At 72.1% G+C, this 13,720-nt stretch carries 11 protein-coding genes; 7 read left to right on the top strand and 4 right to left on the bottom strand.

Going from position 1 to position 13,720, the window contains the following annotated elements:
• The first annotated feature begins 111 nt into the window (after positions 1 to 111).
• Together ahcY and KXR53_RS29300 are read left to right on the top strand one after the other, a co-directional pair.
• A complete protein-coding gene (gene ahcY, locus KXR53_RS29305) occupies positions 112 to 1,416 on the top strand; it encodes an adenosylhomocysteinase (protein ID WP_437378906.1) in 1,305 nt (434 codons plus the stop codon).
• Between the two features lie 159 nt (positions 1,417 to 1,575).
• Positions 1,576 to 1,737 (top strand): hypothetical protein, encoded by a 162-nt coding sequence (locus KXR53_RS29300; protein WP_437378904.1) that lies wholly within the window; start codon positions 1,576 to 1,578, stop codon positions 1,735 to 1,737.
• 19 nt (positions 1,738 to 1,756) lie between these two features.
• Here the strand turns inward: KXR53_RS29300 and KXR53_RS29295 are convergent, their stop codons facing one another.
• Both KXR53_RS29295 and KXR53_RS29290 read right to left on the bottom strand, forming a co-directional pair.
• A complete protein-coding gene (locus tag KXR53_RS29295; RefSeq protein WP_437378902.1) occupies positions 1,757 to 2,722 on the bottom strand; it encodes a hypothetical protein in 966 nt (321 codons plus the stop codon).
• Between the two features lie 78 nt (positions 2,723 to 2,800).
• Positions 2,801 to 3,937, bottom strand: a complete 1,137-nt coding sequence (locus KXR53_RS29290) for an aminotransferase class I/II-fold pyridoxal phosphate-dependent enzyme (RefSeq protein WP_437378900.1) — start codon at positions 3,935 to 3,937, stop codon at positions 2,801 to 2,803.
• A gap of 129 nt (positions 3,938 to 4,066) precedes the next feature.
• Here KXR53_RS29290 and KXR53_RS29285 point away from each other — a divergent pair, with 129 nt between their 5' ends.
• Positions 4,067 to 4,672 carry a LysE family translocator gene (locus KXR53_RS29285; RefSeq protein ID WP_437378897.1) on the top strand — a complete coding sequence of 202 codons (606 nt, stop codon included), beginning with the start codon at positions 4,067 to 4,069 and terminating at the stop codon, positions 4,670 to 4,672.
• Between the two features lie 7 nt (positions 4,673 to 4,679).
• Here KXR53_RS29285 and KXR53_RS29280 read toward each other — a convergent pair whose 3' ends face one another.
• On the bottom strand, positions 4,680 to 5,696 hold the full coding sequence (locus KXR53_RS29280) for an NAD(P)/FAD-dependent oxidoreductase (RefSeq protein ID WP_437378895.1): 1,017 nt from the start codon (positions 5,694 to 5,696) through the stop codon (positions 4,680 to 4,682).
• 97 nt (positions 5,697 to 5,793) lie between these two features.
• On the opposite strand from KXR53_RS29280, the gene tsaE reads away from it, so the two are divergent.
• From tsaE to trxA, 4 genes are all read left to right on the top strand, one after another.
• Positions 5,794 to 6,264, top strand: a complete 471-nt coding sequence (gene tsaE, locus KXR53_RS29275; RefSeq protein ID WP_437378892.1) for a tRNA (adenosine(37)-N6)-threonylcarbamoyltransferase complex ATPase subunit type 1 TsaE — start codon at positions 5,794 to 5,796, stop codon at positions 6,262 to 6,264.
• A complete protein-coding gene (addB, locus tag KXR53_RS29270; RefSeq protein ID WP_437378890.1) occupies positions 6,261 to 9,203 on the top strand; it encodes a double-strand break repair protein AddB in 2,943 nt (980 codons plus the stop codon). The genes tsaE and addB overlap by 4 nt, the downstream gene beginning before the upstream one ends.
• The gene (gene addA, locus KXR53_RS29265) at positions 9,200 to 12,637 is read left to right on the top strand and encodes a double-strand break repair helicase AddA (RefSeq protein WP_437378888.1); all 3,438 of its coding nucleotides are present in this window, start codon (positions 9,200 to 9,202) and stop codon (positions 12,635 to 12,637) included. The genes addB and addA overlap by 4 nt, the downstream gene beginning before the upstream one ends.
• Before the next feature lie 74 nt (positions 12,638 to 12,711).
• Entirely contained in the window at positions 12,712 to 13,032 is a 321-nt protein-coding gene (gene trxA / locus KXR53_RS29260; protein WP_437378886.1) for a thioredoxin TrxA, read from the top strand.
• Between the two features lie 171 nt (positions 13,033 to 13,203).
• On the opposite strand, the gene KXR53_RS29255 is transcribed toward trxA, so the two are convergent.
• Entirely contained in the window at positions 13,204 to 13,707 is a 504-nt protein-coding gene (locus KXR53_RS29255) for an SH3 domain-containing protein (protein WP_437378884.1), read from the bottom strand.
• Positions 13,708 to 13,720 lie beyond the last annotated feature (13 nt).

The raw sequence follows: 13,720 nt of genomic DNA, 5'->3' as shown, positions 1-13,720 counted from the left end.
CATCCGTGCGGAGGGGCGAATTCAAATATATAAAGATATCTTTATGCTTGTGGCCGACGGGCCCTGCTGCTACACCCTGCGGCAAATCCGCATTGCCTCGAGGAGCATCCGATGCCCGACGCCGCCACCTTCACCGATTACAAGGTCAAGGACATCAGCCTCGCCGACTGGGGCCGCAAGGAGATCGCGATCGCCGAGACCGAGATGCCCGGCCTGATGGCGCTGCGGCAGGAATTCGGCCCGTCGCAGCCGCTGAAGGGCGCCCGCATCGTCGGCTGCCTGCACATGACCATCCAGACCGCGGTGCTGATCGAGACGCTGACGGCGCTGGGCGCCACGGTGCGCTGGTCGTCCTGCAACATCTTCTCGACCCAGGACCAGGCCGCCGCGGCGGTCGCCGCCGCCGGCGTCCCGGTCTTCGCCTGGAAGGGCGAGACCGAGGAGGAGTTCTGGTGGTGCATCGAGCAGACGCTGCGCGGCCCGGGCGGCTGGACCCCGAACATGATCCTGGATGACGGCGGCGACGTCACCCAGATCATGCACGACAAGTATCCGGAGATGCTGAACGACGTCCGCGGCCTGTCCGAGGAGACGACCACGGGCGTGCATCGCCTCTATGACATGATGAAGAAGGGCACGCTGCGGGTGCCCGCCATCAACGTCAACGACAGCGTCACCAAGTCGAAGTTCGACAATCTCTACGGCTGCCGTGAGAGCCTGGTCGACGGCATCAAGCGCGCCACCGACGTGATGATGGCCGGCAAGGTCGCGGTCGTCGCCGGCTACGGCGATGTCGGCAAGGGCTCGGCCGCCTCGCTGCGCAGCCAGGGCGCCCGGGTCATGGTCACCGAGATCGACCCGATCAACGCCCTGCAGGCGGCGATGGAGGGCTACCAGGTGGTGACGATGGACGAGGCGGCGCCGATCGGCGACATCTTCGTCACCGCCACCGGCAATGTCGACGTCATCACCGTCGACCACATGCGGCAGATGAAGGACCGCGCCATCGTCTGCAACATCGGCCACTTCGACAGCGAGATCCAGATCGACGGCCTCCGCAACTACAAGTGGGAGGAGGTCAAGCCGCAGGTCGACGAGGTGGTGTTCCCGGACGGCAAGCGCCTGATCGTCCTGGCCAAGGGCCGGCTGGTGAACCTGGGCTGCGGCACCGGCCATCCGAGCTTCGTGATGTCGGCCAGCTTCACCAACCAGGTGCTGGCGCAGATCGAGCTGTGGCAGAACCACGCCAATTACGAGCGCAAGGTCTACGTCCTGCCGAAGCACCTGGACGAGAAGGTGGCGGCGCTGCATCTCGACAAGATCGGCGCCAAGCTGACCCAGCTGACCCCGAAGCAGGCCGAATACATCGGCGTGCCGGTCCAGGGCCCGTACAAGCCGGACCACTACCGTTACTGATCGCCCTTCGGATTCCGATCGAGACCAGCCCCCGCCCTCCGGCGGGGGCTTTTCCGTGCCTGCCGGGCGGCACGACCGGCCTGACCCCGACCGCCAATTTCGTAGAGCCACCACTTGTGGTGTACGCTGTCCAACAGCAATCGACCGGCGAGACCCTCAATGAGCGACAAGCCGTCAGATCTGACTCTCGAGCATCTGCGCCGCCTCCATGCCGGACAGGCCAGGATCCTCGAGGTGCTGGGCGAACACGGCCATCGCCTCTCGCGCATCGAGACCGCAATCGCCGGGTTGCGCAAGCAGCGGCTCGACCTGGTCGACTAGCCCCGCGTGCCCGCTGCTGTCAGTCGGTCGTCGGGATACCGTCGAAGTCGCTCTCGACCGACAGGTCCTTCTGGTCGGCGCAGGTGAAGCGGGCCGAGCCGGCGAGCGGGTCGAGGCCGGTCAGGGTCAGGGTGCCGCTCGCCGCCTGGTCGCAGCCGTCGATCGAGCCGTCGCCAGCCTCGAGGCTGAAGGACACGCCGTAATCGGTCGCCGACTTGTCGGCCGCGACCGCCTGGGAGAACGGCTTCAGGTCGTGCGTGCCGAGGGTCAGGTCCTTCGGCAGGGCGACGACCACGGCGCCGACCGGCATCATCTGCTTGGTGCCGTGGACCTCGCGCTCCTGCTCCAGATACAGCATCAGCCACCGGCTGCCCGCGGCCTGGCGCTTGGCCGAGCCGGTGCCGGTGATGGTGGCGTTGACCGGCGCGCCGACCTTGGTGCTGACCCGGCCGGGCCCGGCAGAGGCGGCCGCCGGCTCTGACGGAACCACCTGATTGGGGTCGACCGGGACCGCGTCGAAGGTCAGCGACAGCGTCGCCTCGGCCGAATCGCGGCAGGTGAAGTTCAGCGTGCCGGCGAAGGGCGAGACGGCCGACAGCTCCACCGCGCCCTGCGGTACCAGCCGGCAGTCGCGCACCCGCGACCCGTCCGCGCCGATGGCGAGATAGAGCGCGCCGGACGCCTTGCCGTCCGTGGCGTGCCGGGCCGAATCGTAGCTGCCGACCTGCAGGGTCCCGGGCGCGACATCGGCCGGCAGCAGCAGCTGGATCTGGCGGGCGCGAATCACCCCCTCGCCGGTCGCGGTCATGCCGACCACGAAACGGCCGCGATCGTCCTTCACCGCCAGCGCGAAGCCTTCGATCGTCTCGGTCTCGCCGCCCGGCCCCTCGACCGTGCCGTGGAAGGTGCCGAGGGTCTGGTCGGCCGCCGCCGCGGGCAGGGCCGGGAGCAGCAGCAGAAGGGCGAAGACGAGAGGGCGCAGCATGATCTCTTCCCGGTGGTCCGGCCGCACCCTACACGCTGCGGCCCCGCTGCGCCTCTCCGCCATCACGTCGCAGCGGCGTCAGACGGAGAGATATGCTTCGAACGCCTCCAGCGCCTGCGGCAGGTCGGCCCGGCCGAAGCCGATGCGGAAGCGGTCCGCCGGCACCGGGCCGAGGGCGGAGCGGTAGACCCGCGCCGGCAGCAGCAGCACGCCCGCGCGTTCGACCAGGTTGTCGGCGAAGGCGTCGACGCTCTCCGCCCCGCGGTAGCGCGGATAGGCGATGCAGCCGGCCGGCGACGCCTGCCAGTCGAAGCGGTCGGCGTGGCGGGCGAAGAAGGCGTCCAGCAGCGGCAGGTTGGCGGCGACGAGATCCCGGCTGCGGGCCACCAGATGGTCGCGCGCGCCGATCGCGATCTCCGCCAGCGCCTCGCTCGGCGCCGGGGCGCAGAGGGTGGTGTAGTCCTTCTGCCGCACGATCCGGCCCAGCAGCTCGCGGTCGCGGCAGGCGATCCAGCCGAGGCGGAGCCCCGGCAGGCCGTAGGTCTTGGACAGGACGCCGACCGACAGGGCGCGTTCGTACAGCTCCACCGCCGGTGGCAGCCGATCCTCCTCGCGCCGCTCCAGCCCGCGATAGACCTCGTCCGATAGGATCCAGATGCCTCGCGCCCGGGCGAGTTCGATGATGGCGTCGAACACCGGGCGCGGCGGCAGGTAGCCGGTCGGGTTGTGCGGCAGGTTCAGGATGATCGCCCTGGTGTTCGGCCGCAGCGCCGCGGCGATCCGGTCCGGGTCGAGCGACCAGCCACGCGCCGATTCGGGAGCCGGGTCGAGCGGCACGCCGGTGACCGCGCAGACACTGGCGGCCACCGCCTCGAGCGACTGGTAGTTCGGGATCAGCGTCACCGCATGGTCGTCCGGCCCCAGGAGCGCCCGCACCGATTGAAAGATCGCCTCCCCCGCCCCGACTGTGACCGCCACGTCGTCGGCCCCCAGCCCGGCATACATGCCAGCGATCGCCGCGCGCAGCGACGGCGCCCCGGCCGTTTCGGTGTAGCCGAGCCACAGCTGGTCCCAGGTCTCGCGCTGCTGCGGCGTCGCCAGGGCCAGCAGCTCGGTCAGCGTCAGCGACTGCATGTCGGAGGCGCAGAGATTGTGGCGGGCGGTGAACTCCCAGCGGGCGAAATAGGCTTCCAGCGCGAATTCGGGCAGGCGCATCGGGGTCTCCTCAGGCGGCGACGGTCACCGGTGAGGGTGTCACGGAGATTGACATCTCTCCACGGCGAAATTGTTCGGGACAATGTTCCGATTGTATCGATCTCACGGCCGCGCCAAGCTGCGCGGATTATGACGCCCGAGTTGCTCTCCTCCTTCATCCTGTTCGCCTTCGTCACCTCGATCACGCCGGGGCCGAACAACATCATGCTGACCGCCTCCGGCCTGACCTTCGGCTTCCGCCGCACGGTGCCGCACATGGTCGGGATCGCTGCCGGCTTCACCGTGATGGTGGCGGCGGTCGGGCTGGGGCTGGGCGCCGCCTTCGCCGCCTGGCCGCTGCTGTACCAGGTGCTGAAATACGGCGGCGCCGCCTATCTGCTGGTCCTGGCCTCGAAGATCGCCCGCTCCGGGCCGATCGCCGGCGGCCGCGAGGCTGGGCGGCCGATGACCTTCCTGGAGGCCGCGGCGTTCCAATGGGTGAATCCGAAAGCCTGGGTGATGGCGGTCGGCGCCATCGCCACCTACACGCCGCAGGCCGGCTTCCTGGCCAATCTGGTGATCGTCACCCTGGTCTTCGGCCTGGTGAACCTGCCCAGCGTCGGCTGCTGGGCGCTGTTCGGCACGGCGCTGCGCCGGGTGCTGCACGCGCCTGCCGCGATCCGCGCCTTCAACATCGCCATGGCACTGCTGCTGGCCGCCTCGCTGTACCCGATCGCGGCGGAGCTGCTGGGTTAGCCCGGGGCTAGAGCGTCGGCACCCCGGAGGTGGTCGAATACTCGAAATGCAGCGCCTCGCCCGGATGGACGAGCGGATAGATCGCATGGGCGGCCGAGGCGGCCTCGGCGAAGCCGGTCAGGATCAGCTTCAGCTTGTGCGGATAGGTGGCGATGTCGCCGACCGCGAAGATGCCGGGCTCGCTGGTCGCCGCCGTCGCCTGGTCGATGGCGATGTGGTGCTTGTCCAGCGCCAGCCCCCAATCCGCGATCGGACCGAGATTCATCGACAGGCCGAAGAAGGGCAGCAGCACATCGGCCTCGAGCCGCCGCACCTCGCCGTCCAGCGTCGCCACGGTGACGGCCGAGAGCTGCCCGCCCGTCCCTTCCAGGCCGTGCAGCTGGTAGGGCGTGACCAGCTCGACCTCCCCCGCCTCGGCCAAAGCATGCAGCCTGGCGACGCTGTCCGGCGCGCCGCGGAACTTGTCGCGCCGATGCACCACCATGACTTTGGCGGCGATGTCGGCCAGCAGGATCGACCAGTCGAGCGCGCTGTCGCCGCCGCCGGCCACCACCACCCGCTTGCCGCGCAGCGCCTCCTTGCGCGTCACCATGTAGAAGACGGAGCGGTTCTCGTACGTCTCGATGCCGGGCAGCGGCGGCCGGTTCGGGCCGAAGGCGCCGACCCCGGCGGCGACGATCACCGCCGCGGCGTCGATCGTGGTGCCGGCGCTGGTGCCGACCCGCCAGCGCCCGTCCGGCTGCCGCGCCAGCGTCTCCACCCGCTGGCCGAGATGGTAGACCGGATGGAAGGGCGCGGCCTGCGCCGTCAGCCGGTCGATCAGCTCCGCCGCCTCGATCCGCGGCTGGCCGGGGATGTCGTAGATCGGCTTCTCCGGGTAGAGCGCGGCGCATTGCCCGCCGGGGACGTCCAGCACGTCGACGACATGGCACTTCATCTTCAGCATGCCGCATTCGAACACCGCGAACAGCCCGACCGGGCCGGCCCCGATGATGGCGACGTCAGTGCGGTGTGCGGTCGGCATGGCTGTCCTCCGGAGATCCAGACTTTCCAGGGATAGTCGGTTCCGCGCCGCGGTGCACGGGGGTGACGCAGCGGACGGGCTGTGCAAACTATCGCCGATGTTCCGATTCACCCTCGACCTGCCGAACGAAGCCGCGACCGAATCGCTGGCGGCCCGCTTGGCGGTGCTGCTGCAGCCCGGCGACATCGTCCTCCTGGCCGGCGACCTCGGTGCCGGCAAGTCCTTCCTGGCCCGGGCCGTGATCCGCGCCGCGGCGGGTGAGCCGGGCCTCGAGGTGCCGAGCCCGACCTTCACCCTGGTCCAGTCCTACGACCTGCCCGCGGGCCCGCTGTGGCACTTCGACCTGTACCGCCTGGCGGAGCCGGAGGAGGTGCTGGAGCTGGGCTGGGACGAGGCGCGGCTGGGCATCTGCCTGGTGGAATGGCCCGACCGCCTCGGCCCCCTGCTGCCGGCCGACCGGCTGAAGATCGAGCTGGCCCATGGCCGGGACGACGGCCGGACGGCGACGATCATCGGCCTGGGCGGCCGCGGCGCGGCCCTGGCGCGGTCCCTGCGCGGGGATTCGTGACCCCGCGCCTGTTCACCATCCCGGCCGGCGGCGGCGTCGCCGACGCCCTGGCGCGCGGCCTGCTGGCCCGGGCCGCGGGCGACCCGCTGGCGCTGGGCGCGATGACCGTGCTGCTGCCCAGCCGGCGGGCCGGCGCCACCCTGCGCGACGCTTTTCTGCGCGCGGCCGAGGGCCGGCCTCTGCTGCTGCCCCGGCTGCTGCCGGTCGGCGACATCGACGCCGACGCGCTGGGCCTGACGGCCCGCGAGACCGCGGCGGTGGCCGAGGTGCTGGACCTGCCGCCGGCAATCGCGCCGCGGCGGCGGCAGATCCTGCTGGCGCGGCTGATCCTGGCCCGGTCGGACCAGAAGGTCGGCGCCGACCAGGCGATGCATCTGGCCGCGGCCCTCGCCCGGCTGATCGACGAGGTGCAGGCCGAGGGGCTGGGCTTCGACCGGCTGGACGGGCTGGTGCCGGAGGAACTGGCAGAGCACTGGCAGGAGACCCTCAGGTTCCTCGGCATCGTCACCAAGGCCTGGCCCGAGGTGCTGCGCGAGCTCGACGCCCTCGACCCCGCCGAATGGCGCGCCCGGCTGACCCTGGCCCAGGCCGAGGCCTGGTCGGCCGCGCCGCCGGCCGATCCGGTGATCGCGGCCGGGCTGATCGGCACCAACCCGGCCGAGATCGCGCTGCTGCGCGTCGTCGCGGCGCTGCCGCAGGGCGCCGTGGTGCTGCCCGGGCTGGATCGTGGCATGGACGAGGAGAGCTGGGCCCAGCTCGACGACGGCCACCCGCAGCAGCCGTTCAGATGGCTGCTGGAGGGGCTGGGGGTCGACCGAGCCGCGGTCGCCGACTGGCCCGCGCCGGCCGCGGCCAGCCCCGACCGCACCGTGCTGCTGCGCGAGGTGATGCGGCCCGCCGCCACCACCGACGCCTGGCGCAGCCCGGCCGGCCTCGACGGCGCGGCGTTGGCCGGGCTGGCGCGGATCGACTGCGCCACGGCGCAGGAGGAAGCCGGGGTGGTGGCCCTGCTGTTGCGCGAGGTGCTGGAGAGTCCGGGCCGCACCGCCGCGCTGGTGACGCCGGACCGGGACCTCGCCCGCCGGGTGGCGGCAGAGCTGGGGCGCTGGCAGGTCGCGGTCGACGATTCGGCCGGCCGGCCGCTGGCCGACACCCCGGTCGGCGCCTATCTGCGCCTGGTAGGCGATGTCGGCTTCCGCGACGCCTCGCCGCTGTCGCTCCTGGCCCTGCTGAAGCATCCGTTCGCGGCTGGCGGCGAGCCGATCGGCCTGTTCCGCGAGGCGCTGCGGCGGCTGGAACGCGAGGTGCTGCGCGGCCCGGCGCCGGAGCCGGGCATCGCCGGCCTCAAGGCGGCGCTGGCAACCAGCGGCGCCGGCCCGGCGCTGGACCGGTGGCTGAACCGGGTCGGCGCCATCCTGGCCCCCTTCGTCGCGGCGCTGCGCGAGGACGGTCAGTCCCCGGCCGAGCTGTTGCGGCTGCATGTCGAATGCGCCGAGGCCCTGGCCGCGACCGACGCCGAGACCGGGCCGGACCGGCTGTGGCGGGCCGAGGACGGCGAGGCGGCGCAGGCCCTGGTCGAGGAACTGCTGGCCGGCTTCGACGGTTTCCCGCCGATCCCCGGCCAGGATTGGCCCGGCCTGTTCGAGGCGATGATGGACGGGGCCGTGGTCCGGCCGCGCTGGGGCCGGCACCCACGGCTGGCGATCCTGGGCCCGGTCGAGGCCCGGATGGCGCGGTTCGACCGCATCGTGCTGGGCGGGCTGAACGAGGGCACCTGGCCATCGGCGCCCGCCGCCGACCCCTGGATGTCCCGGCCGATGCGGCGGGAGTTCGGCTTGCCGGCGCCGGAGCGGCGCGTCGGCCTGGCCGCCAACGACTTCGCCCAGGCCGCCGCCGGGGCCGAGGTGTTCCTGACCCGGGCGGAGAAGGTGGAGGGCACGCCGACCGTGCCGTCGCGCTGGCTCTTGCGGCTGCAGGCGGTGCTGGACGGCGCCGGCCTGGCCCTGGCCCCGCCTCAGCGCGACTGGCGCGCTTTGGCCCGGCGGATCGATGCGCCTGAGGCGGTTCGGCCGGCGGCGCCGCCCGCCCCCAGGCCGCCGGTCGCCGCCCGGCCCCGCCGCCTGTCGGTCACCCAGATCTCGGTCTGGATGCAGGATCCCTACGCCATCTACGCCCGGATGGTGCTGAATCTGTCGCGGCTGGACCCGATCGAGGTCGAGCCGGGGGCGTCGGAGCGCGGCACCGCGATCCACGCCGCCCTCGCCGCCTTCCTGCAGGCCTATCCGGAGACCTTGCCGCCGGACGCGCTCGACCGGCTGCTGGCGCTGGGCCGGGCGGAGTTCGCCAAGCTGCCGCCAGGGCCGGACATCCGCACCTTCTGGTGGCCACGCTTCGTCCGCATCGCCGTCTGGTTCGTCGACACCGAGGCGCGGCAGCGCGCGGCCGGGCGGCGCACGATTCTGACCGAGCAGAAGGGCCAGGTCGTCCTGAACGCCCCCGCCGGCCCCTTCGCGCTGAGCGGTGTTGCCGATCGTATCGACCGTGGCGTCGAGGGGCTTGTGGTGGTCGATTACAAGACCGGCATCGTACCTTCGAACGAGCAGATCCTGGCCGGCTACCAGCCGCAGCTGCCGCTAGAGGCGATGATGATCCGCGCCGGCGGTTTCCCGGGTGCGCCGGCGGAGGTGCCGGTCGCCGGGCTGGAGCATTGGCGCCTGTCCGGCGGCGCCCAGGCCGGCGAGATCAAGCCGGTAAAGCCGGCCGAAGGCGACATCGCGGCGCTGGCCGAGCAGGCGCTGGCCGGCCTCTCCGGCCTGATCGCCCGCTTCGACCTGCCGGAGACGCCCTACCTCTCCCAGCCGCGCGGCCTGGCGCCGCGCTTCTCCGACTACGCCCATCTGGCGCGGGTCAAGGAATGGTCGGCGGGGGGCGAGGGATGAGCCTGATTCGCCCCGACCCGACGGCGACGCAGCGGCGCGCCTCCGACCCCGGGCGATCGGTCTGGGTCGGCGCCTCGGCCGGCACCGGCAAGACCAAGGTGCTGACCGACCGGGTGCTGCGGCTGATGCTGGCCGGCACCCCGCCCGACCGGATCCTGTGCATCACCTTCACCCGCGCCGCCGCGGCCGAGATGGCGAACCGCATCGCCGCCACCCTGGCGCGCTGGGCCACCCTGCCGGATGATGCGCTGCAGCTCGCCCTGGCCGACCTGATGGGCGCCCCGCCGGGCACCGAGGTGCAGACCGAGGCCCGCCGCCTGTTCGCCAAGGTGCTGGACGTGCCCGGGGGGATGCGGATCCAGACGGTGCACAGCTTCTGCCAGTCGCTGCTGCGCCGCTTCCCGGTCGAGGCCGGGCTGCCGCCGCAATTCGAGCTGATCGACGACCGCAGCGCCGGTGAGATGCTGGAGCGGGTGCGCCGTCAGGTGCTGGAGGATGAGGACCTCGGCTGGGCGGTCGACCGGGTCGCCGCCGCGGTCGGCGCCGAGGAGTTCGGCGAGATCGTGAAGGCGCTGGTGGCCGAGCGCGGCCGGCTGACCCGCCTGCTCGACGAGCATGGCGGGCTGGCGGCGCTGGTGACGGAGATCCGCCGGCTGCTCGACCTGCCCCCGGGCGCCACCCGAGACAGCCTGCTGCAGGAGGCCTGCGCCGATTCGGCGCTGGACTGCGACGCCCTGCGCACCGCCGCCGAGGCGCTGATGGCGGGCGGCAAGACCGACCAGGAGCGCGGTGGCATGATCGCCGCCTGGCTGGCCGACGTGGCCGACCGCACCGCCGGCTTCACCGTCTATGTCGGGGCCTTCCTGACCGCCGACGGCACCATCCGCGCCCGACTGGCGACCCAGGGCGTGGCCAAGACCCCGGGCGTGCTGGAGGCGCTGCAGGCTGAAGCCGACCGGATCCTGGCCCTGACCGAACGGCTGCGCGCGGCCGAGACCGCCGAGACCACCGAGGCGCTGCTGGCCCTGGGCGCCGCCCTGATCGAGCGCTACCGGGCGGAGAAGGCGCGCCGCGCCCTGCTGGACTACGACGACCTGATCCTGCAGACGGCATCCCTGCTGGAGCGGCCGGGCAAGTCGGCCTGGGTGCTGTTCAAGCTGGACGGCGGCATCGACCACGTGCTGATCGACGAGGCGCAGGACACCAGCCCGGAGCAGTGGCGGGTGGTCGCCGCCCTGACCGAGGAGTTCTTCGCCGGTCTCGGCGCCCGCAGCGACGTCGAGCGCACCGTCTTCGTCGTCGGCGACCAGAAGCAGTCGATCTTCAGCTTCCAGGGCGCGGACCCGGCCGAGTTCACCCGCATGCACGGGCTGTTCGACCGCCGCATCCGCGCCGCCGAGCGGCCGTTCGAGACCATACCGCTGGAAACGTCGTTCCGATCCGTCACTGCGGTGCTGGAGCTGGTCGATGCCGTCTTTGCCCGCGGCCCGGCGCTGGACGGGGTGGCGCCGGAACCGCCGCATCACTTCGTGTCGGAGCGCCGGCGCCTGGACGGCGGCCTCGTCGAGCTGTGGCCGCTGATCGGGCCGAGCGAGAGCGACGAGCCCCCGGCCTGGGAGCCGCCGACCGAGCAGCGCGGCATCAGCGACCCCGGGGCACGGCTGGCCCGGCTGATCGCCCTGCGCATCGCCGGCTGGCTGCGCGACGGCGCGATGCTGGACTCGAAGGGCCGGCCGATCCGGCCCGGCGACATCCTGATCCTGGTGCGCACCCGCAACCGCTTCTTCGTGGAGCTGATGCGGGCCCTGAAGGCGGCCAATGTCCCGGTCGGCGGCATGGACCGCATGGTGCTGACCCAGCAGCTGGCGGTGATGGACCTGATGGCCCTGGCCCGCTTCCTGCTGCTGCCGGAGGACGACCTGTCGCTGGCCGAGCTGCTGAGGGGGCCGCTGATCGGCTTCGACGACGACCGGCTGTTCGCCCTGGCCCATGGCCGGCCCGGCACGCTGTGGGCGGCGATGGCGGCGTCGGCCGACCCGGCAGTGAAGGCGGCGCGGGACTGGCTGTCCGAGATCCTGGACCGGGTCGACTTCCAGCCGCCCTTCGAGCTGTTCGCCGGCGTGCTGGCCCGGCCCTGCCCGGGCGACCCCATCTCCGGCCGCCGCGCCATGCTGGGCCGCCTCGGACCCGAGGCGGAGGACCCGCTGGACGAGTTCCTGACGCTGGCGCTGGGCTTCGAACGGCAGCTGCCGCCGTCGCTGCAGCGCTTCCTGCACTGGCTGGAGACCGGCGAGACCGAGGTCAAGCGCGAGCAGGAGCAGGGCGACGGCCAGGTGCGGATCATGACCGTGCATGGCTCCAAGGGGCTGCAGGCGCCGATCGTGATCCTGCCCGACCTGGTCGGCATGCCGCGGGGGGGCGCCCGGGCCGGGGAGAAGATCCTGTGGCCCGACGAGGCCTTGCCGGTGCCGCTGTGGGCGCCGCGCGCGGCGGCCCGGCCGCCCGTCTACCGCGAGGCGATGGAGCGCGCCGACCGCCGCCGCGACCAGGAGTATCGCCGCCTGCTCTACGTCGCCCTGACCCGGGCGGAGGACCGTCTCTATCTCTGCGGCCACTACGCCACCGAGCGCGGCAAGCCGGCCGAGGGTTGCTGGTACCATCTGTGCCGCGACGGGCTGGCGACGCATCCGGAGGCCGAGACGGTCGCGATCGACGGAGTCGAGGGCGAGGGGCTGCGCCTCCACCGCCCCCAGGCCGACCGCCCTGCTGGCCCCGAATCGGTGGCGCCGACCGCCGTCGCCGACGCCCCGGCGCCGGACTGGCTGCACCGGCCGGCGCCGCCGGAGCCGGAGCCGACCCGCCCCCTGACCCCATCGCGGCCGGAGGTCGAGCCGCCGGCCCGGTCGCCGCTGGAGGGCGGCGACCAGGGCCGCTTCCGCCGCGGCGCCCTGATCCATGCCCTGCTGCAGGCGCTGCCGGAGCTGCCGGCCGAGGCGCGCGAGGCGGCGGCGCGGCGCTACCTGGCCCGGCCGCAGCACGGCCGCGACGAGGCCGAGCAGGCGGAGATCGTGGCCACCACCCTGGCGGTGCTGGACCAGGCGGGCTTCGAGGCGCTGTTCGGCCCCGGCAGCCGGGCCGAGGTGCCGGTGGTCGGCCTGGTCGGCGGCCGCGCCCTGTCCGGCCAGATCGACCGGCTGGTGGTGACGCCCGAGTCGGTGCTGGTGGTCGACTACAAGACCAACCGGCCGCCGCCGGCCAGCATCTCTACGGTGCCGCGCGCCTACCTCGCACAGATGGCCGCCTACCGCGCCGCGCTGCGCCTGGTTTATCCAGGCCGGACAGTGCGCTGCGCCCTGTTGTGGACCGAGGGGCCGCGGCTGATGGAGATACCGCCGGAAACGCTGGACCGGCATGCCCCGGGTGCATCGGCTTGACCTTGTTCCGTTCTCCTACCTACCTTATCTCCACGTGATCGAGGTGGCCCCCGCCCCTGAAGCAAGGAACTCTCATGAGCACGAAGCCCGTCTCGGATGCCAGCTTCGAGGCCGACGTCCTGAACGCCCCGGGTCCCGTTCTGGTGGACTTCTGGGCGGAATGGTGCGGCCCGTGCAAGATGATCGCCCCGGCGTTGGAGGAGATCTCCGCCGAGTTGGGGCAGAAGGTCAGCGTCGTGAAGCTGAACATCGACGACAACCCGCTGACGCCGCCGAAATACGGCGTGCGCGGCATCCCGACCCTGATGTTGTTCAAGGACGGCCAGGTCGCCGCCACCAAGATCGGCGCCGTGCCGAAGGGCGCGCTGCACCAGTGGGTCGAGAGCAATCTCTGATCCCGCTGCGATCCTGATGAAAGCCCCGCTTCGGCGGGGCTTTTTCATGAGTGGGTGTCAGCCAAAATCGTCATTGCGAGGAGGCGAAGCCGACGAAGCAATCCAGGCCAGTGCCGCTGGATCGCTTCGCTACGCTCGCGATGACGATGGTTCTTGCGCGTCCGGTTCGACCTACTCCACCTTCTCTCCCGGATACGCGCCCCAGAACGAGGCGCGGCGCATCCAGCCGCGATAGCCCTTGAGGTCGACATAGCACCAGTCGGCCTGTGCCCCTTCGGCCGGGCAGCGCAGCAGCGAGCCGATCACCCCCGGCTCGGCCCTCGCCAGCAGGCCGGAGCCTTCGCTCGGCTCGTTGTAGATCGGCTGGTCCTCCTTGCCGGTGACCACCAGGCCACGCCGGCGGGTCAGCAGCGCCTGGTGGACCCAGCCCTCGATCCCCTCCCAGTCGCGCACCCGGCGCCAGGTGTCGAACTCGGCGATCACCTCGACCGGCAGGCCCTTCTTGCTGATCACCCATTCCACCGGATAGCGCTCGCCCGGCCCGGTGCGGAGATTGACCTCGTCCGAGCGCAGCGAGACGAATCGCGGCACCGGCTGGCCGCTGCCGGCGGCATGGGCCGCGAGCGGAGATGCTGCGGCGAGGAGGACGAGGAAGGCGGCGATGGATCGGCGCATGGGGTTCCGTGCT

Source organism: Inquilinus limosus (genome assembly GCF_051487185.1).
GTDB lineage: Bacteria > Pseudomonadota > Alphaproteobacteria > DSM-16000 > Inquilinaceae > Inquilinus > Inquilinus limosus_F.
Note: the sequence above shows the minus strand (reverse complement) of the source record. Positions and strands in the feature narration are given on the sequence as shown.

Bases quoted from the DNA above. Each gene is read 5' to 3' on its own strand.
- KXR53_RS29295 (WP_437378902.1), bottom strand. From the start codon at position 2,722: ATGCTGCGCCCTCTCGTCTTCGCCCTTCTGCTGCTGCTCCCGGCCCTG.
- KXR53_RS29280 (WP_437378895.1), bottom strand. From the start codon at position 5,696: ATGCCGACCGCACACCGCACTGACGTCGCCATCATCGGGGCCGGCCCG.
- ahcY (WP_437378906.1), top strand. From the start codon at position 112: ATGCCCGACGCCGCCACCTTCACCGATTACAAGGTCAAGGACATCAGC.
- tsaE (WP_437378892.1), top strand. From the start codon at position 5,794: ATGTTCCGATTCACCCTCGACCTGCCGAACGAAGCCGCGACCGAATCG.
- KXR53_RS29255 (WP_437378884.1), bottom strand. From the start codon at position 13,707: ATGCGCCGATCCATCGCCGCCTTCCTCGTCCTCCTCGCCGCAGCATCT.
- KXR53_RS29285 (WP_437378897.1), top strand. From the start codon at position 4,067: ATGACGCCCGAGTTGCTCTCCTCCTTCATCCTGTTCGCCTTCGTCACC.
- KXR53_RS29300 (WP_437378904.1), top strand. From the start codon at position 1,576: ATGAGCGACAAGCCGTCAGATCTGACTCTCGAGCATCTGCGCCGCCTC.
- addA (WP_437378888.1), top strand. From the start codon at position 9,200: ATGAGCCTGATTCGCCCCGACCCGACGGCGACGCAGCGGCGCGCCTCC.
- KXR53_RS29290 (WP_437378900.1), bottom strand. From the start codon at position 3,937: ATGCGCCTGCCCGAATTCGCGCTGGAAGCCTATTTCGCCCGCTGGGAG.
- trxA (WP_437378886.1), top strand. From the start codon at position 12,712: ATGAGCACGAAGCCCGTCTCGGATGCCAGCTTCGAGGCCGACGTCCTG.